The organism is Nonomuraea sp. 3N208, assembly GCF_052245935.1.
Classification (GTDB): domain Bacteria; phylum Actinomycetota; class Actinomycetes; order Streptosporangiales; family Streptosporangiaceae; genus Nonomuraea.
In genome coordinates, this window is the sequence record NZ_JBQQBR010000034.1 from 102,798 (window position 1) to 122,047 (window position 19,250).

The 19,250-nt window shown below is 68.5% G+C and carries 13 protein-coding genes; 4 read left to right on the forward strand and 9 right to left on the reverse strand.

The window, feature by feature from the left end:
- Positions 1-14 precede the first annotated feature (14 nt).
- The 4 genes from ACTWPT_RS41170 to ACTWPT_RS41185 form a co-directional block, all read right to left on the reverse strand.
- Positions 15-293 (reverse strand): LamG-like jellyroll fold domain-containing protein, encoded by a 279-nt coding sequence (locus tag ACTWPT_RS41170; RefSeq protein ID WP_443182992.1) that lies wholly within the window; start codon positions 291-293, stop codon positions 15-17.
- Between the two features lie 125 nt (positions 294-418).
- Complete coding sequence (locus ACTWPT_RS41175; protein ID WP_443182960.1) at positions 419-2,671, reverse strand: xanthine dehydrogenase family protein molybdopterin-binding subunit; 2,253 nt, start codon at positions 2,669-2,671, stop codon at positions 419-421.
- The gene (locus ACTWPT_RS41180) at positions 2,668-3,663 is read right to left on the reverse strand and encodes an FAD binding domain-containing protein (protein ID WP_443182961.1); all 996 of its coding nucleotides are present in this window, start codon (positions 3,661-3,663) and stop codon (positions 2,668-2,670) included. The genes ACTWPT_RS41175 and ACTWPT_RS41180 overlap by 4 nt, the downstream gene beginning before the upstream one ends.
- Complete coding sequence (locus ACTWPT_RS41185; RefSeq protein WP_443182962.1) at positions 3,660-4,187, reverse strand: 2Fe-2S iron-sulfur cluster-binding protein; 528 nt, start codon at positions 4,185-4,187, stop codon at positions 3,660-3,662. The genes ACTWPT_RS41180 and ACTWPT_RS41185 overlap by 4 nt, the downstream gene beginning before the upstream one ends.
- Positions 4,188-4,288: 101 nt before the next feature.
- Between ACTWPT_RS41185 and ACTWPT_RS41190 the strand changes: the two genes are divergently transcribed.
- Entirely contained in the window at positions 4,289-4,957 is a 669-nt protein-coding gene (locus ACTWPT_RS41190) for a TetR family transcriptional regulator (protein WP_443182963.1), read from the forward strand.
- 305 nt (positions 4,958-5,262) lie between these two features.
- Here ACTWPT_RS41190 and ACTWPT_RS41195 read toward each other — a convergent pair whose 3' ends face one another.
- The 5 genes from ACTWPT_RS41195 to ACTWPT_RS41215 form a co-directional block, all read right to left on the reverse strand.
- Positions 5,263-5,577 carry a hypothetical protein gene (locus ACTWPT_RS41195; RefSeq protein ID WP_443182964.1) on the reverse strand — a complete coding sequence of 105 codons (315 nt, stop codon included), beginning with the start codon at positions 5,575-5,577 and terminating at the stop codon, positions 5,263-5,265.
- A 208-nt stretch (positions 5,578-5,785) separates the two neighbouring features.
- Positions 5,786-7,684, reverse strand: a complete 1,899-nt coding sequence (locus ACTWPT_RS41200; protein WP_443182965.1) for a glycosyl hydrolase 53 family protein — start codon at positions 7,682-7,684, stop codon at positions 5,786-5,788.
- 332 nt (positions 7,685-8,016) lie between these two features.
- Positions 8,017-9,684, reverse strand: a complete 1,668-nt coding sequence (locus tag ACTWPT_RS41205) for a right-handed parallel beta-helix repeat-containing protein (protein WP_443182966.1) — start codon at positions 9,682-9,684, stop codon at positions 8,017-8,019.
- A gap of 96 nt (positions 9,685-9,780) precedes the next feature.
- The gene (locus ACTWPT_RS41210) at positions 9,781-10,962 is read right to left on the reverse strand and encodes a glycosyl hydrolase 53 family protein (protein ID WP_443182993.1); all 1,182 of its coding nucleotides are present in this window, start codon (positions 10,960-10,962) and stop codon (positions 9,781-9,783) included.
- Entirely contained in the window at positions 10,953-11,846 is an 894-nt protein-coding gene (locus ACTWPT_RS41215) for a rhamnogalacturonan endolyase family protein (protein WP_443182967.1), read from the reverse strand. The genes ACTWPT_RS41210 and ACTWPT_RS41215 overlap by 10 nt, the downstream gene beginning before the upstream one ends.
- A 743-nt stretch (positions 11,847-12,589) precedes the next feature.
- Here ACTWPT_RS41215 and ACTWPT_RS41220 point away from each other — a divergent pair.
- The 3 genes from ACTWPT_RS41220 to ACTWPT_RS41230 all read left to right on the forward strand — a co-directional run bounded on the left by ACTWPT_RS41220 (position 12,590) and on the right by ACTWPT_RS41230 (position 19,101).
- The gene (locus ACTWPT_RS41220) at positions 12,590-14,095 is read left to right on the forward strand and encodes a galactose-binding domain-containing protein (protein WP_443182968.1); all 1,506 of its coding nucleotides are present in this window, start codon (positions 12,590-12,592) and stop codon (positions 14,093-14,095) included.
- Between the two features lie 29 nt (positions 14,096-14,124).
- On the forward strand, positions 14,125-16,362 hold the full coding sequence (locus tag ACTWPT_RS41225) for a rhamnogalacturonan lyase family protein (RefSeq protein WP_443182969.1): 2,238 nt from the start codon (positions 14,125-14,127) through the stop codon (positions 16,360-16,362).
- Between the two features lie 423 nt (positions 16,363-16,785).
- The gene (locus ACTWPT_RS41230) at positions 16,786-19,101 is read left to right on the forward strand and encodes a family 43 glycosylhydrolase (protein WP_443182970.1); all 2,316 of its coding nucleotides are present in this window, start codon (positions 16,786-16,788) and stop codon (positions 19,099-19,101) included.
- Positions 19,102-19,250: the final 149 nt, after the last annotated feature.

The following is a 19,250-nucleotide window of genomic DNA, read 5'->3' on the forward strand; positions in this document are numbered from 1 at the left end:
CGCTGCGCGTGACGTCACAACGGGCGGCGCCCGCCCAGCGACATCCCCGTGTAGGCCGGCCGAGCGCTGCCGCGTTGCCGGCCGTTGACGTACAAGGTGGCGATCTTGCCGTCGAAGGTGGCGGCGATGTGCGTGTAGGCATCCAGCGGGATCGGCACGGCGGACTCGACCGACCCCGCCTCGGCGTCAGGGCCGGGCGGGACGACGATCGCGGCCGAAGTCTTGCGGGGTTCCCGAGACGTCGTCCACCACGCCGCGTCCCGCCACCAGGTTGGCCTCCCAGGCTGGAGGATCGGACCGGATTTTGGCGCTACGGGACAGTGAGAATCACGGGCATGAGGGTCCCCCCGGTAAGGATCTCCAAGCCGATGCTGGCGCCTTCAGTCGCTGGCTCCGTCCTCTGGAGGACATGGTGCGGTCAAAGCAGCTTGTCCAGGGTGATCGCCAGGTCATAGACGCGCTTGCCGGTGGCGTGGTGGACGGCGTTGGCGATCGCGGCGGCCACGCCGGTGACGCCGATCTCGCCCAGGCCCAGCAGCCCGAGCGGCATGGTCGGGTCGGGCTCATCCAGGTAGTGGATGTCGATCGGCGGGATGTCGGCGTGCACGGGGACGTGGTACTCGGCCAGGCTCGGGTTCATGATCCGCCCGGTGCGCGGATCCACCAGAGTCTCTTCTGAGAGCGCCATGCCGATGCCCATGACGATGCCGCCGCGGAGCTGGCTGGCTGCGGTCTTAGCGTTGATCACTTTGCCGACATCGAACACGCCGAGCCAGCGCGAGACCCGTATCTCGCCGGTGTCGGGGTCGACCCGCACCTCGCAGAACTGCGCCCCGCACCCCGCCTTCACCCAGCGCCGGTGGTCGCGCAGGAACTTCGCGATGAACTTCGCCTGCCCTGCCAGCGTGCCCAGCCGCGTCTGGGACCCGACCGCCGCCTCGATGTGGTCTCGTCCCGCCCGTGCGAGGATCTCGGCGTGCGATCCACCCTCGCCCAGTGCGCGCACCTTGCGCCTTAGCTTGTCGCAGGCGGCCAGCAGGCTCGCGGCGACGCTCACGGTCTGGGCGGAGGCGCCCGCGCCTGGACCGGTGGGCAGCGTGGAGTCGCCGTACTCCACCCGCACCGCCTCGAACGGCACGCCGAGCGCGTCGGCCGCGATCTGCGCCTGGGCGGTCGCCGCGCCCATGCCCATCTCTTGCAGGCCGCACCGCACCAGCACGTTCCCGTCCGCCGACAGCCGCACCGTGACGTTGGCGGTGAACTGCATCGTCCCGTGGTGGGCAGTGGCGACGCCCATGCCGACCAGCCACCGGCCGTCCCGCATCGAGCCCGGCTCGGGAGTGCGGTCCGCCCAGCCGAACCGCTGCGCGCCGTAGGCGTACGCCTCGCGCAGCAGCCGGTGAGAAAAGCGCTTGCCGTCGATCGGGTTGGTCTCCGGCTCGTTGCGCATCCGCAGCGCGATCGGGTCCATGCCCAGCCCGTACGCGAGCTCGTCCATCGCCGCCTCCAGGGCGAACGTGCCGGGCGCCTCGCCGGGGGCGCGCATGAAGGTGTTGGGGAGCAGGTCGAGCTCGACGAGGCTGTGCCGGAGGAGGATGTTCGGCGCGGCGTACAGGTGCCCGGACGGCGAGGTGACCGCTTCGGGCAGGCCGCCGACCCGCCCGGTACCGGTCACGCCGGTGTGGATGAGCGCCGTAAGCCCGCCGTCCGCCGTCGCGCCGAGCGCCACTCGCTGGGTGGACGGCGAGCGCCCGCCGACCGTGCGGTAGACGCCCTCGCGGGTGAGCATCATCCGCACCGGCCGCCCGGTCGCGCGGGCCGCCAGCACGGTGAGCAGCGTGCCGGCCCACACCGGGCCCTTGCCGCCGAACGCGCCGCCGACGAACGGCGAGATCACCCGCACGGACGCCTCGGGCACGCCGAACCTGGCCGCGAGATGGGCACGAAGCCAGGCGATGCCCTGCGTCCCTTCATGCACGGTCAGCCGGTCGCCGTCCCACACGGCGGTGGTGGCGTGCGGCTCGATCGCGTTGTGGTTAAGCGGAGGGGTGGTGAACCGCAGGTCCACCGACACAGGGGCGGCCCTGAACGCCGCCTCGGCGTCGCCCTTCTTCGCGGTGCCGCGCTGGAGCGGGTTGCCTTTCAGCGGGACGGCGTGCTCCTCCTCGGCGGCGAAGTCGACGGTGGCCGGGAAGTCCTGGTAGGCGACCCTGACCAGTCCCGCCGCCTCGCGCGCCGCCTCCAGGGTCTCGGCGACGACGACCGCGACGGGCTGGCCGTTCCAGTGCACCTCGTCGGTGTTGAGGTAGTTGACCGTGGTCCCGGTGACGATCATGCCTCCGTTCGTCAGGGTCGCCCGGGGCGGTGGCTTCATGCGGGGCGCGTTCTCGTGCGTGAGGACGGCCAGCACACCCGGCACGGCGGCAGCCTCGGCCACGTCGAATCCGGTGACGCGGCCGCGCGCGATCGTCGCGTGCACCAGCGCGGCGTAGGCGAGACGGGGGTACGGATACTCGGCCGCGAAGCGCGCCTGCCCGCTCGTCTTGGCCCGGCCGTCCACCCTGTCGATCGGCTTGCCCACCACTGGCACCGCCGCGGTCTGTGGCCTCGGCGGGCTCTCCATCTGGGTCATGAGCTGGTTCTGGTTCGCGGCGTCGCGCGGCCCCGTCATGCCGCGCCTCCTTCCGTGAGCACCTGGCGCAGGGTCGCGACGACCGTGTGCCGGGCGAGTTCGATCTTGAATGCGTTTCCCGGGAGCCCTTCAGCGGGCGCGAGCTCGATCTCGGCGGCGCGCTGGAAGGACTCCTCGGTGGCGGGCGCGCCGAGGAGGGTCTGCTCGGCCTTCGAGGCCCGCCACGGCTTGGCGGCGACCCCGCCCAGCGCGAGCCGCACGCCGGTGACCGCGCCGTGCCGGACCTCCAGCGCGGCGGCGACCGAGACCAGGGCGAACGCGTATGAGGCGCGGTCGCGCACCTTGCGGTAGCGCGAGTGCGCGGCGACCGGCAGGGCGGGCAGCTCGACGGCGGTGATCAGCTCGTCGGCGGCCAGCTCGGTCTCGATGTGCGGGGTGTCGCCGGGCAGCCGGTGGAAGCCGGCCAGCGGGATACGGCGGACGCCGCGCACGCTTTCCGCCTCGACCACGGCGTCCAGCGCGGCGAGCGCGACGCACATGTCGGACGGATGAGTGGCGACGCAGGCCGGGCTCGCGCCGAGGATGGCGCCGCCCCGGTTGAACCCGTCGCGCGCGGCGCAGCCGGCCCCCGGCTCGCGCTTGTTGCAGGCGGCCGCGCCATCGTAGAAGTACAGGCAGCGGGTGCGCTGCAGCAGGTTACCTCCGACCGTCGCCATGTTCCTGAGCTGCGCCGACGCGCCCGACAAGATCGCCTGGGCCAGCATCGGGTACCGGGTGCGGATCAGCCGGTGCGCGGCGAGACGGCTGTTGCGGACCAGCGCGCCGATGCGCACGCCTCCACCGGGCAGTTCCTCGATCTCGTCCAGCGGCAGTCCGGTGACGTCGACGACGGTGGCGGGCCGCTCGATCCCCTCGCGCATGAGGTCGACCAGGTTGGTGCCGCCGCCGAGGAACTTCGCGTCCGGCTCGGCCGCGACTGCCCGGATGGCTGCGGCCACGTCGGGCGGGCGCACGTACGCGAACGACCTCATCGCGCCGCCTCCGCCGGAACCCGGGCCGCGGCGTCCGCCCGGGCGACCTCCTGGATCGCGGCGACGATGCCGTTGTAGGCCCCGCAGCGGCACAGGTTGCCGCTCATCCGCTCCCTGATCTCGGCGTCGGTCAACTCCACGCCGTCGGCGGCGAGGTGCTCGGTCACCGCGCTCGGCACGCCGTCCCCGTGCTCGGCCAGCATGCCGATCGCCGAGCAGATCTGGCCGGAGGTGCAATAGCCGCACTGGAACCCGTCGTGGGCGACGAACGCCGCCTGGAGCGGGCTTGCGACTCCCTCGATCGTGGTGATCTCGCGGCCCTCGTACTGGACGGCGAGCGCCAGGCAGGCGTTGACGCGGACGCCGTCGGCCAGGACGGTGCAGGCTCCGCACGCGCCCTGGTCGCAGCCCTTCTTGGTGCCGGTCAGCCCGAGGTGCTCGCGCAGCGCGTCGAGCAGGCTGACCTGCGGTTCCAGGTCGAGTTCGTAAGTGGTGCCGTTAACCCGTAGCAGTACAGCCGGCATGGTTCCTCCGTAGATGGCGTGCCCGATGACGCTAACAGACCACTGTCCGCTTAACAAGCGGACAGTGGTCTGTTAAGAGTGCCGTTATGCTGTCTGGGAAAATGAGAGAGTCGGAGTTTCTGCGGGCCAGGCGGCCGGAGCACAAGCAACAGCGACGCGCGGCGATCCTCGCCGCCGCGCGCGAGCTCGCCCTTCGCTCGGGCGTGCGCACGGTCAGTCTGCGCGCCGTGGCGGCGGCCGCGGGGCTGGCGAAGTCCAATGTGGTGCGCTATTTCGGCACGCGCGAGGAGATCTATCTCGAACTCGCCGCCGAAGAATGGCAAGACTGGAAACAAGCAGTGACCGAGCGGCTGCGCGCCGCCGATGGGCCGGGCGACGTGGTCGACGCGCTCGCCGAGACGCTGGAGGCACGGCCGCTCCTGTGCGACCTACTCGGCTACGCCGCGGCCAGCCTGGAGCACAACGTGTCGCTCGATGCGGCCCGCGCGTTCAAGGTGGCGCTCCTCGACGTGGGCGCCGAGATCGGGACCGAGGTCGCTCGGGCCACCGGGTTGACCAACGGTGAAGGCCTGGAACTGGTCGGGACGGCCACCGCGCTGGCTGCTTTCCTCTACCCGATAGCGCATCCGCCCCCGGTACTGGCCGAGCTCTACGCGCAGGAGCCGTGGATCGCCGCCGCCCGCCCGCCGTTCCTCCCGACACTGAAGCGCGCCCTCACCGCCTTCCTCGCGGGCCTGCCGACGCTGCGCCGACGCCAAGGCACGGACTGATCAAGCTCACTGGCTGCGTAAAGATAAGTACCTGTTCCTAAGCTTTTGATCTTTCGCTTGGTGATCAGTAGGCGAAGGCGGGTACTGGTCGGTGCCGAAAGTGCAGCTCAGTTGGTGCGAGCCGTGGCCAGCACGGTGGTGATGGCCTGTTCCACTGTGGCGTGGACGGGCAGGTGGTCGCCAGGGCGGCCATCTCCAGGCCCACAAGCGACCAGACCGACGCTGTCCCCGTCAGCACCAGCGTGGCCACGATGAGCTGCATCACCCCGCAGACGAGCTGGCACGACAGCACCCTCACGGCCCGTTCACGGGCGTGACCGAACAACTCGCGGGTGGCGGGGCGCCGAGTCGTGGCCGTTGTGGGTGGAACCGACCACCCGCAGCCGCAGTCCGCTGAACGGAAGGTCTCTGCTGGCGAGCGGGACGGTGAAGGGGTCGGCATGCCGGGGCCGAGCTGGGAACTGCGGGGCCATGGACTGCACGAGCAGCTTCAGATGCTTCTCCAACTGGTTGATGCGCGCCGTCAGCTCACGGTAGCGGCCGAGCAGCTCCCGGGCGTTCTGGGCGACGATCCCGGCATGTCGGCCAGATGCGGGACGCAGCCCGTCCCGCGCCGACACGTCGGGTCCGGCGCGGCTGCCAGGCGCGCACTCCGCTGCCGTCGGCGTTGCACCGGCGCTATTCGTCGCGCCCTCACCGGTAGGGATAGGCACTGGCTCGCTTTGCCTCGGCGGGAAGGCCACATGCGACACGCGTATGTAGCTCCCTCCCGACTCGTCGAGCCGTCGCCTGGGTCTCGACTCGCCTCGACAGGCCTCTTGAGAGTGTCTAGATGACGTCGATGACTGCGGTGACCTTGCCCAGCGCCGTCGTCCCGAGGATGACGACCTCACCGGGCGTGTTGGTTGCTCCGTCCGGCAGCGCCTGCCAGTGAACGGGGATTGTGGTGATGGTGTTGTTTGCGGTGGTGAGCTTGCGGATGGAGGAGGGGAGGGCCGGAGGCCTACCTACCCTGGTGGTGACGTAGACGGTGTCTTCAAGGATGTGCTTGGCCTGGCTCGCGTTGTACACGTTGATCGACGCGTGCGGCTCCCAGGTGTTGGGCAACTCGGGCACGGCTCGGAACATCGGCTGGTAGCCCGCCGGCTCCCAGACCAGCACGTCGGTGCCCTGGTTGTCGACCACGTCGTTGGCGGCCTGGAAGACCCGCTGGATAGCGTCTGCCTGCCCCTGGACGGTGCGGGGGAAGGGCGAGTTGGGCAATGGCGAGCCGTCGCCGCCGGACGCGGGGTAGGCGGTCTCGGCGATGTCGATTTCATAGTCGGGGTAGGTCGTCGCGATTGTGTGCAGGTTGACATCCAGTGCGTCAGGCGAACCGTGCCACTCCGGATAGTACGAGATCGCGAGCACGTCAGGGTTCTGGCCTTTGGCCTTGACCCGGGTGAGGAACTGGCTCCAGAACTCCATGGTCTTGGCGAGCCGTCCGGCGTCGACGATCACATGGATCTCCACCTTGGTCTTCGGCGACGTATCGCGGACGGCCTTGATCCCGGCCGCGGCCAACGTGGTGAACCGGTCCCACGCCTCGTTGTAGAGCCGCTGCTCGACCGGGTCGGTCGACTGCCAGTAGCGCCACAGCAGGCCGCCGCCGGGCTTCGACTGGTAGATGTCGGCCTGGTTGGCGAAGTATGGCGGGTTGGTCGTGCCGATGAGGGCCGCCTCGCTGCCGTACATGAAGCCGTTGATGATCTCATTTCCGACGGCGACTTTGTCCGGCGTGGTGCCCTGTTTGATCAGCCGGCGGAGGTAGTCGCCGGTGAAGTCGTACACCGCCTGCGTCAGATCGTCGAACTCCAACTCGGCCCAGGCGCGCGGTTTCGGTTGCTTGGACGGGTCCGCCCAGGAGTCCGCGTAGTGGAAGTCGATGCCGAGGCCCATGCTCCGGTCCTTGATCCATCGTGCTGACTGCAGTGAGCGTTCCGGCCCCTGGCGTGGGATCGGTGTGGGTTCGCCGGTGCTTTCGTCCCTCGGCTCGTTGAAGATGCGCAGCCGGGCGTACTCCATGCCGCGGTCCTTGGCCACGTCGAGTAGGTGCGGTCCGGCGCCCCGGTCGGCGGCCAGGGGGTTGACCCAGTATTCCCGGGTCTGGACGTCGTCCACCCAGGACAGGTCGGCGCCGAGGATGAGGTCGTCACGCAGGTAGTTGAAGATCTGGATCTCGCTCACCCCGACCTTGGGGTGGCCTGGCGCGCCGGTGACCGTGAGCCGGACGAAGCGTGTTCCCGGCCGGGTGAACAGGTGCACCGCTCCCCGTGACGCGGCTCGGTTGCGGAACCTGTCGGCGATCTTGGTCCACCGGCGCCCGTCGGATGAGGCCTCGATGACGTACCGGTACGCCACGCCAGGGTCAGCGAAGATCACCTTGACCTTCCGCAGGTTGTCGTAGGCGCCGCCGAGGTCGACGGTCAGCCGCTGTCGGGCGCTGGGGCCGTCCGCATACCAGGACGTCGTCGGGTCTCCGTCAATGGCCAGTCGGGCGGTGGGTAAGCCGCTGCTTGCCGTGGCGGAGGCCCAGAACTTGGCGGCGATGTTGCTCTCGATCGGCTTGATGTGCGCGGTGCCAAAGGTGGCGTGCGCTGGCGCGGGCGCTGTGATCATCCCCGCCACCAGCGCGGTCACGAGCACAGTGAGTGCCGCGGTGACGCGCATCCCATATCTATTGATCATGTTTCCTCTCGAGGTGTGCGGCTACGCGTTGGCCAAGCAGTCGGTGACGCTCAGCCTGAAGGCTGCGCGAATGGCGCCCGCCTTCCGGGCGCGGCATCTTGGTGTGGACGGATGCCATCCAGTCGGGGAGCGCTTCCATTGGGAAAAGACATACGTTCGTGTGCGAAATTCACGAGATTTGTTCTGTGAACGTTCACAGAATCGGAATCTCGCGAGATACCCGGGCGGAGGGGGAAGCAGGGACTTCCAGGAGCGGGCGGGTGGCAGGCACGGCCGCTCTCGGGCGCAGCAGCGGAGGTTCCGGTGCCCTCCTGAACCGCCGTAGTGAGTAGTCAGCCGGCCGTGGCGCCGAGGTCGAGGTAGTCGATGTTGGGCAGTCCGGCTGCGGTGGTCGGGTCCCATCGGATGGTGTTGCCGCCGGCGTTCAGCGGGACCGTCACGGTCTTGGTGGCCCACGTCGTCCAGGCGCCGGTGGATTCGAACGACACCGTCGCCACCGTGGACCCGTTGACGACCAGGTTGGCAGCCCTGGCGCCGCTGGCGCCGTTGGCGAACCGGATCCCGAGCGTCGCCGTACCGGCCGCCGACGCGTTCACCGTGAACTGGGCGTAGGCGCCGGCCGCGTTGTTGCCGTTGCAGAAACCGCTGCCGGAGAAGCCGGCCCAATTCGCGTCGATCGTGCCCTGACACACCGCCGGCGCGGTCTCCGCCTCATACCGCTGCCCCGCCGGCGTGTCCCCGGGCCGCTCGAAGGCGCCGAGATCCGGAGCGTGCCCGCTGTAGGGCAGGCCGACGTCGGTGCCTTTGTCGATCAGGGTGCTGTTGGCGGCAAGGCGCAGGTGGGGCAGCGTGGGCAAGCTACCGTCTGCCTGGCGAGGCGCGTCCCAGCCGGAGGTCGATACGCTCTGGAACTGGGAGTCCGACAGGGTGACGCCCAGGTCCCAGGAGTTGTACGCGGAGCTGGTACCGGTCATGTTCGACGTCAGCGTGCCCGTGTAGGCGATGTTGTTGCGCAGGTTGCCCCGGCCGACGGCGGCGCCGCTTGCGTCGATTCCCAGCATGTTGAAGTCGGGGCGGTTTCCGTAGCTGGTGTTGTTGAAGTAATCGTTGGCCACCGGGTGGTGGTTGGAATAGAAGCCGGCTGCCTTGTTGAGGAAGGCCACCGAGAAGCGGACGGTGTGCTTCACCGCGCCGGCGTCGTACTCGGCGCCGAAGCCGCCTACCTTGAAGCCGGCGCCGTTGCCTGAAGGCGTCGTCGTCCCCGGCAGGTAGCCGTTGCGCCAGGACCACGAGTTTTCGATGGTCACGGGCGAGTAGGTGGAGATGAGGTCGAAACCGTCATCGGCGTTCCACCACGCGCGGCACCCCCGGAACACGTTCGCGGGACGGCCGGCCGGCGTGTAGTGGGCACCGAAACCGTCGGCGTTTTCGCCGGGCCCGTCCGAGCTGTTCGGGTCGTAGTTGTCATGCGAATCGGAGTTGAGAACCAAGTTGCCGCCCCCGCCACTGATGAACAGGCCGGTTCCCATGTGGTGATGCGTGTTGATCAACTCGAAGATGTTGTTGCTGCCCGAAACCCAGATCCCCCAGGACTCGGCGTTCAGCTTGTTGTTCTGCGGCACACCCCTGGCTTCCAGCCCCTTCAGGTGGATATAACCGCCTGTGACGCTGAATCCCTTGATCCGGCAGTTGTCCGTCATGCGGGAGAAGTCGAATACCGGCTTCTCCCCGGGATAGGCCCAGTAGCGGAGCGGGTTGCCGGAGCTGCCGCTCTTGTTCAGGGTGATCGCGTCGACTCTGGCCGTCTGACTCGAGCAGTTGCTGTTCGCGCTGGTAAAGCCGTAGGTGCCGCCTCGGAAGTAGACCGTGTCTCCCGCCTGGGCAGCCGCTTGCGCACGCGCGATCGAAGCCCAGGGAGCGGCCTGCGTTCCCGAGGCGCTGTCGCTGCCGTTCGGTGCGACGTAGTAGACGGCTCCGGCCGCCGCGTTGCCGGCCGCCACGGACGTGGTGATGAACGCGCTGGAAGAACCCACCACGACTGTCGCGATCAAGGCGGCACGCGCCACCGTCATGCAGCATTTCATCACTGAACTCCGTCAGACGTTGAGGAAGCCATCCATGGCGGCGGTGGGACGTTTGCTGCCTTCGTCCCAGGCCGAGCTGTTGTAGTAGTTGAACGACGGGTAGCCCTCGGGCTCCCAGAAGAAGGTCCCCAGACCGCCGAAGCCCTTGATCCCCGTGATGAACGCCCGCAGTGAGTCGCGCACCTGAGTGGGCTTGCCCACCGGGCCGCCGTACTCCACCTGCATGACCGGCTTGCCGTAGCTGGTCTGGATGGTCCTCATGTTGTTCAGCACGGGGGCCACGTTGCCGCCCTGCGCGTACGAGGACAGGCCGGTGATGTCCCACTTCCCGCCGTTGCCGCGGTAGGCGTTGAGGAAGTTCTGAATACTGTCGAGCTTCTGCGGCTGGGCCAGGTGAATGAGCACCGGGGTGCTGGGAAAGACCTGCTTGAGCGAGTCGTAGGCGGCATTCAGCAGACCGGTCATCTGGTTCGGCCGGCTGATGCTGCCGGTGGGCTTGCAGATGCCCGAGTTCGTCTCATTACCGATCTTGACCCAGTCCGGTGTGACGCCGGCGCTCCTGAGCTGGTTCATCGAGCTGGTGACGTAGGTGCGCATCGCCGTAAGCATCTGGCTGTAGCTCATGCCGGCCCACGCCGCCGGCGGGTTCTGCACGCCGACCGAGTTCCAGGTGTCCCCGAAGTGGAACCCGATGAGCACCTGCAGGCCGGCGTCCGTACAACGCCGTGCCATCTGCACGGTCTCCGGCATGCTGCAGTGGCCGTTGCCCGGATCGCTGGACGGGTTGACCCAGGTGCGCAGGCTGACGGCGGTGATGCCGTAGCCCTTGAGGATGGTCAACAGGTCCTGCCGCTGGCCGGATCGGTTGTTCCAGTAGTAGCCGCGTGCTTTCATCTGCGGCATCCAGCTGATGTCCGTGCCCTTGATGAAGGAGGCGGCTTCTGCCTGCGGTGCCCGGACGGCGCTGGTACCCAGCGCCAGCGCGCCAGCGCCGGCCGCCGCGCCGAGCAGGACGATACGCCGCCGGGGGTACCTGTTTCGTTGCCGGTCATGGCATGAGATCCCTTCGATGCGGAGATGTCTGCTGTGGTCTTCGACATGTCCGTGGGCAACCGCCGAACCGCCGGCTTGCGAAGGACTCCTGGTTGCGCCGGCGGTCGAACGAACGACGAGACAATCCCGGGCTACGGGCAGGACTCAGTTGAGATGGGCGTGCCCCAATGGGCTGAGCCAGGCCACAGCCATCGGCGGGCATAGGAGCTGGACGGCATGAAACGATTCATCCCAAAGCGCGGGCGGGAGTGCTTTCTGCCCTCCTTGCCCCTCACGATCGGGGCGACGGCGTACTTGGAGGCAGGCGTGCCAGCGGGCTCCAGGTAGTTGGTGCTGTCGGCGACCGTGGCGATCGGCCGGCCCTCGCGGTAGACGCTGAAGCCCGCACCCACTCTGCCGCCCGTTCCGGCTCCGGTCACCTTTATACCCAAGAAAGGCCAGCTCAGGAATATGCCACCAGGTGGCGTGGTGGCGACCGAACACGGTCGAGGCGTTCCATCCCGTGCGTGGTCCGGCCGTCGGCGGGCGTGGCCGGGAGCACGCACACACACGAGGGCGTCCTCGATCGTGAGGGCTAATCGAGTGGGGCGCATGGGAGCTCCTAGGGGGGTCGGAGCAGTTAAATCGATATAACGGCGCAAGCGTAGGAGCGTTGACATCAGCTCGTCAAGGCTTCCGTTTCTCTCAGCCCTCGAGGTGCTCTCCCGCGTCTTCGACTCGGTACCCCGTCCTTCGCGGCACAAGTGCTCTGTCGACGTAGACGGCTTCCGCGACGGGGACTCTCTGCTGCACCAACCATTGGCGCCGCCTTGCGCTTCGACCTGAGCCCGACATCGACGGCTCTTCCGCCAAGGGGCAAGGGATGGCGTGGCGAACGGAGCAGGCGCGGTGGTGGTCTTCAGCAGGCAGCCCGCATGGTGAGGCGGCTGTGAGCATGCGGTTTCCGAGCAAGCGGCTCGCCGCCGACGTGGCGGGATCGGACTGTCGGGACGGTCGACGGCCGCCGCGGCGGACTCCAGCGGCATGGCCGGCCGAACCGGTTACAACAGAGCACCGGTCGTCCCCGCCAAGATTCCTGACGTCATCCGGTTCGCTGTGCCACGCCCGCGCGGTCGGCCGGCTTCTACATGCGCCCGATGGAGGGGGCACATGAAACTTTCACGTCCGCACTCCGGAGATCGCAATCTCTGGGAACGCTCACAGAGAGGAAGAGGGCCTTTTCGCCGACCATAGCGGTTGCCTGCTTGCTAATAGCGCCCTTACCTCGGATTTCAAACAGGCCCTTTCAGTACGCCAGGTTCTGCATTACTGTGCACGCTCACAGAGCCTCATCCAGTCTGTGAGGAGGACATGTGGTCGCATCCCCCAGCCCACTCGCGACTTCGCGCCCGATCCCCGCCATCGCCCGCCGCCGCAGAACATGCGGTGACACGACATCCGCCTAACTGCGACCGTCGACACCAGCCCGCTCATGTGAACTGTCCGCCCACCCGCGTCCCAGGACGCGGGCGCCACTGGGCCGGTCCACCGTGTCCGCAGCCAGCGACACCACCAGCCGTGCACGGTCTTCAACTGGAGCGGCCACCTCAATCCCCACGTCAGGTGGACGCCGTAAGCCCGAGGGCAACCGCGCCTGCCGAGCACCCCGCCCGCTCCCGGCAGGCCAGGGCCCGTGGCACCTGAGACACCAGCCCGTAAGAAACCGATGGCCCGCCGTGCAGGCGGCGCCGTGCCACTGCAGACCTTCACGAGAAAGCGCGGAATCACCATGGGTTCCTCTCGGTCAGCCGGCCGCGTGCCCGACCTGCCGGGCTCTTCGAGGCTCGTCGTTATCGCCTTCCTCACCCTCTTGGCGGGCCTGCTGGCCGTGCCGCTCGCGACTCCGGCCGGGGCGGTGACGGATCTGGCGCTGGGCAAGGCCGCGAATGCCGACTCCAGCCAGTCCGGTCGCGGACCGTCCCTGGCCAACGACGGCGACACCGCCACCCGCTGGTGCGCCGCCGACGGCAACACCGGCCACTGGTGGCAGATCGACCTCGGAAGCCCGGCGACGCTGAGTGGCACCGAGGTGCGCTGGGAGTTCGCCCGCACCTACAGGTACCACGTCTCGGTCTCCACCGACGGCATGGCCTGGACGCGGGTGGCCGACCGGACGGCGAGCACGACCGCCGCCCAGGTGCAGAGCGACGCCTTCACCGCGACCGCGCGGTACGTGCGGATCACGGTGACCGGGCTCGCCGCGTCGACGTGGGCGAGTATCACCGACTTCAAGGTCTTCGGCGCCGACACCGGCACCCCGCCGGGGCCGGAGCCGGATCCGGCACTGCGGTCCAGGTGCGCCGGCACCTCGCCGATCACCTGCCACTTCGACGTCCAGCCGGGCAACTACGACGTGACCGTGGTCCTGGGCGACCCGGCCAGCCCGGGCGTGACCAGCGTGCAGGCGGAGGCCCGCCGTACGGTGTTGCCTGCCGTATCGACGGCGGCGGGCTCGTATGCGCGGTATTCGTTCACGCTGAACGTGCGCCAGCCGGAAGGGCAGCCGACCGGGCAGGGCGGCACCGGGAGGTCTGGGCTTGACCTGGTCTTTTCCGGGCAGGCGCCGAAACTGAACGGGATCGGGCTGGCCCCGGCGAGCGGGCCGGTGCTGTATCTCGCGGGCGACTCGACCGTCTGCGACCAGCCGGTCGCGCCGTACACCGGGTGGGGGCAGCAGCTCCCGCGGTACTTCAAGCTGGGCCTGTCGGTGGCCAACTACGGCGACTCGGGCGAGAGCTCGAGCAGCTTCCTGTCCAACGCGGCGCTGTTCCCCGCGATGAAGCCGCTGATCCGGAGCGGCGACACGGTGCTGATCCAGTTCGGGCACAACGACAAGTCGACGACGGCGTCTGCGTTCGCCTCGAACCTGACCAGCCTGGTGACCCAGGTGCGGTCGCAGGGTGGGACGCCGGTGCTGGTCACGCCTCCGGTGCGTCGGCTGTTCGCCGCCGACGGCACGCTGACTTCGACGGCGCTGCACGTCAACGGAGTGGGCGCCAATCTCCCGGCGACGATGCGGCAGGTGGCGGCCGCGCAGAACACGTCGCTCATCGACCTGACCGCTGCGAGCGAGGCGCTGGTGGAGGGGCTCGGCCCGAACGCCTCAGCCGCGCTCTACCTGGCCGAGCTGAATGACAACACGCACTTCTCCTCGAACGGAGCGAACGAGATGGCCAAGCTCGTCCTGCAGCGCATGCGCGAGCTGAACCTGTCGCCGGTGCCGTACCTGCGATAACCACCCCCGACCTACCTGTTGGAGTTCTCATGTCCTTACGTAGACCACGCACCGCGCTGCTGTCCGCCGGCGTCGCGCTGACGATGGCCGCCACAGGCCTCGTCATGGCCGCGGAAGCCTCCGCGGCGACCCGCTACGAGGCGGAAAGCGCACCGGCCACGTGCGACGGCTTCATCGAGTCCAACCACGCCGGCTTCTCCGGCAGCGGATTCTGCAACGGCAACAACGCGGCCGGCGCGGCGGCACAGTTCACCGTGACCGCGGCCGCGGCCGGCGATGCCACCATCGCGATCCGGTACGCCAACGGCGGGACCGCGGGCCGTCCCGCAGACGTGCTGGTCAACGGCGCGGTCGCACATGCCGCCAGCGCCTTCGACCCCACCGGCGCCTGGACGACGTGGGTGACCAAGACGCTGACCGTGTCGCTGAACGCGGGCGACAACATCATCCGGTTGAGCCCGACCGCCGCCGACGGCCTGGCCAACATCGACTACTTGGAGACGGACCAGGGCGGCGGCCCAACCCCGACCGGCCGCCAGATGGAGGATCTCAACCGCGGCCTGGTCAGCGTGCGCTCGGGCAGCGGCAACCTGGTGTCCTGGCGGCTGCTGGGCACCGAGAGCGCCAGCACCGGGTTCAACCTCTACCGGGGCTCGACCAAGCTGAACTCCTCGCCTCTCACCGGCGCCACCAACTACCTGGACAACGGCGCGCCAGGGGACGCCTCCTATACCGTCCGAGCGGTCGTGAACGGGGCCGAACAGGCCGCGTCCGAGCCGTCGCTGCGCTTCGCCGGCGGCAACTACCTGGACGTGCCGATCTCCCGGCCGGGAAGCAACTACACCGCCGGAGACGCCAGCGTCGGCGACGCGGACGGCGACGGGCAGTACGAGATCTTCCTCAAGTGGGATCCGAGCGATCAGAAGGACAACTCGCAGTCCGGGGTTACCAGCAACGTCTACATCGATGCGTACCGGCTCAACGGCCAGCGGCTGTGGCGCATCGACCTGGGCCGCAACATCCGGGCCGGCGCGCACTACACGCAGTTCCAGGTGTACGACTACGACGGCGACGGCCGGGCCGAGCTGGCGGTCAAGACCGGTGACGGCACCGTCTCCGGCACCGGACAGGTGATCGGCAACGCCAGCGCGAACCACCGCAACTCCAGCGGCTACATCATCACCGGTCCCGAGTACCTGACCATGTTCAACGGGCTCACCGGCGCCGCCATGTCCACGGTGAACTTCGATCCGGCCCGCGGCAACATCAACGACTGGGGCGACAACTACGGCAACCGCGGCGACCGGTTCCTGGCCGGCACGGCCTACCTGGACGGCCAGCGCCCCAGTCTCATCATGGGCCGCGGCTACTACGCCAAGAGCGCGATCGCGGCCTGGGACTTCCGCGACGGCCAGCTCACCCGGCGCTGGAAGTTCGACTCCAGCAGCGCCGGCAGCCAGTGGACCGGCCGCGGCGCGCACTCGCTGTCCATCGCCGACGTCGACGGCAACGGCACCGACGAGATCATCTACGGCGGCATGACCATCAACGCCAACGGCACCGGCCGCTACACCACCAGCTTCTACGCCCACGGCGACGCCCTGCACGTCGGAGACTTCGTGCCCGGCCGTGCCGGCAAGGAGATCTGGATGATCCACGAGCAGAGCTCCGGCGCCTCCGCCACGCTGCGCGATGCCGGCAACGGCTCGATCATCATGCAGAAGAACAACACCTGTAACTGCGAGGGCCCGGCCCGCGGCGTGGCCGCCGACATCCACGCCGGTAACGCCGGCGGAGAGTTCTGGGGGACCGGCACCGGCCTGGGCAACCTGTTCAACGCCTCCGGCGGCAGCGTCGGGCGCAACCCCAGCAGCTACAACTTCCTCGCCTGGTGGGACGGCGACCCGGTGCGGGAACTGCTGGACGGCAACCACGTCGACAAGTACGGCACCGGCGGCGGCACCCGCCTGCTCACCGCCTCCGGCGCGCACTCCATCAACGGCACCAAATCCACCCCATCCCTGTCCGGCGACCTGTTCGGCGACTGGCGCGAGGAGATCATCCTGCCCCGCGACGACAACGCCGCACTGCGCATCTACGCCACCCCCACCCCGACCGACCGGCGCATCTACACCCTGATGCACGACGCCCAATACCGCGTCGCCATCGCCTGGCAGAACACCGCCTACAACCAGCCCCCGCACCCCAGCTTCTTCCTCGGCAACGGCATGAGCACCCCGCCGCAGCCCAACATCTACGTCCGCTGAACACATAGCTGACCGGCTCCCCAGCGCCCTCCGGCGCCAGGGACCGATACGACCGCCTTCGGTTCGTGGCCGTGCAGTCCCGGTAGCCAGCCGGGCGGAAGCACGGAGACGACCAATCGCGGATTCCTGACCGAGACCTTCGACGTCGGCAGGGCCACCGGCGCCCCGGTCATCGACCTCCACAAAGTGAGCTACACCCTCTACAACGGCCAGAGCTTCTGCCCGTTCAACGGCGATTACACCTCCGGTCCCGTCGGCGCGTTCTTCGCCGACGACCACACCCACTGCGAGGCGGCCGATACCTCAGCTACTTCTCTTGGCCATTCGATTGGATCCGACCACTGCGACCGGACTGCCCAACGTCGACTACCTCGACGTCAGCGGGTGAGAGCGCCGGCGCCACGATGAACGAAGGGCAGCACCATGATCGGTACCTTACGTAAAACGCTGGAGCGGGGAGGGCTCGTCGCCGCGGCATGGCTGGTCATGTCAATGGCGGCATCCGGTGCCCCCGCCGCGGCGGCTGAACCCCTGGAGGCTCGCGACAGCCACGTCTCCCGCTACTCTGCCGCGGACTACACCGCCAGCTCGTGGGCGGCCTTCTCCTCGGTCAGGGACTCACTCACTCAACGAGGAGGCGACGACGCCACCGCCCGCGAGAAACTCCAGATGGCCGCTGATGGTCTGGTCATGGTTCGTGGCCTGAAGAATCTGGTCGCGGACTACAAAACCCGCCCCGCTGGCAAGTACACGAGCGACTCCTGGGTGCCCTTCGCCAAGGCGTTGGCCAACGCGGACGGCGTCGCCGCCGACGCCTCGGCAACCGCGTCGGAAGTCGCCGCCGCGAAGACGGCGCTGGCGACCGCCGCCGGCAACCTCGTGGCCGCCGACGAGGGGACGTTCCAGACCATCACGAACGATGTCTTTTGGAACGACACCAGCGGCAACCCCATCTATTCGCAAGGCGGTGGTGTCTTCAAGTTCGGCGACACCTACTACTGGTACGGCGTGCACTACACCGGCGCCGAGCTCTATCGGACCAATCCGACGAGAAAGTACGACGGCGACGTCTCGTTCGTCTCGATCCCCGTGTACTCGTCGAAGGATCTGGTGAACTGGAAGTTCGAGAACCGTGTCGCCACGCGCTCCACGTCCCCCCTCGCCAACGCCGGCTGGGTGGGGCGCCTTGGCGTCTCCTACAACGAGAACACCGGCAAGTACGTCCTCGTCGTGCAGGCGTATCTCCCGTCGAGCGGCGGTGACGGCGTTCTGTTCCTCCAGGGCGACTCGCCCACCGACACCTTCGACTACGCCTACTTCCAGACCCAGGTCGTCAACTCCCCCACGACGGGCACCGGAGACCAGACCGTCTTCACCGACGATGACGGGAAGGACTACCTGATTTTCTCCAACCGATCAGGGCGCTCCCGTGCCTTTGTCTCCAAGCTGAGAGAGTCCGACTCGCTGCGGGTGGAGCCCGCCGTGCAGATCGGCTACAACTCCGCCGGGCGCGAGGGCAACGCCATGTTCAAGCTCGACGGCAAGTACTACCACGCGGCCTCGGACCTGCACGGCTGGAACACCTCGGTCACCCATGTCATCGAGTCGACCAGCAGCAACATTCAAGGCTCCTACACCGGTGAGTACACCCTCGCCGGCACCGAGATGGACTACAGCCACGTGACCCAGACCGGGTTCTTCGTGACCGTCAAGGGAACCAAGCAGAACACGGTCATCTACGCCGGCGACCGCTGGGCCGACTTCGCCTGGAACGGCATCGGCTACAACCAGTGGATGCCGGTGACCAAGACCGGCGCCCGGCCCCAGTTCCATTCCGTGAGCCAATGGCAGTTCAACGCCACGACCGGAGAGTGGCGTGTCGGTCCGGCCAACAACTACGCTCTCAACCCCAATTTCCAGGCCGACCGCATCATCGTCCCCCAGGTGCAGGGATGGACCAACTTCCGCGAGTCGGGGCCGACCTCCCTGGTGACCAACGTGGACGGCGGCGCGAACGGGTCGCGCTTCGCACTGCGGATCGGGGCCACGCAGTCCTACGCGGGTGGCGTGCGGCAACAGATCACTGTGCCGGCCGGCGTCTACAGGCTGTCCGCGTTCGCCAGGACCACCGGTTCACTCAGCGCCGCGCAGGTGACGATCACGGACGCCGGCGGTGCCTCGCGCACGCTCAACATCCCAGCATCCAGCGGCTGGACCCGACGCGAGCTCGCGGAGATCCCGGTGTCCGCCGGCACGGCCACCATCACGATCCGGGCGACTTCCGGCAACGGATACCTGTTCGTCGACGACCTCGGACTCGTCAGGACGTCCGGGGACACGCCGCCGGGGCAGCGGCATGAGGCGGAGACCGCGCCGGCGGTGTGTCAGGGCACGATCGACGCGAATTGGGCCGGCTTCTCCGGCAGCGGTTTCTGCAACGGCAACAACGCGGCCGGCGCCTACGCCCAGTTCACGGTGAACGCGTCGGCGGCCGGCCCAGCGACGCTCGGGATCCGGTTCGCCAACGGCGCCAGCGGCGCCAGGGCTGCCAACCTGGTCGTCAACGGGTCCACGGTGGCGACGGTGTCGTTCGAATCCACCGGCGCCTGGACGACGTGGGCCACCAAGACCGTGACGGTCCCGCTGAACGCCGGCGGCAACACCATCCGATGGGACCCGACCACCGCAGCCGGACTGCCCAACATCGACTACCTCGACCTCGGCGCCACGGCCGGCTGACTACTCACTACGTGCGGTCAGGAGGATGTCCGCGGCGCCGCGGTGTGCGGGCTCACAACGCGGGAGCCATCGAAGTCCCTACCGCGGGCCCGCCTAGCACGCCGTACTGGGCAACGGCTGGAACCCGGGCCGACATCAACAACTCCGGC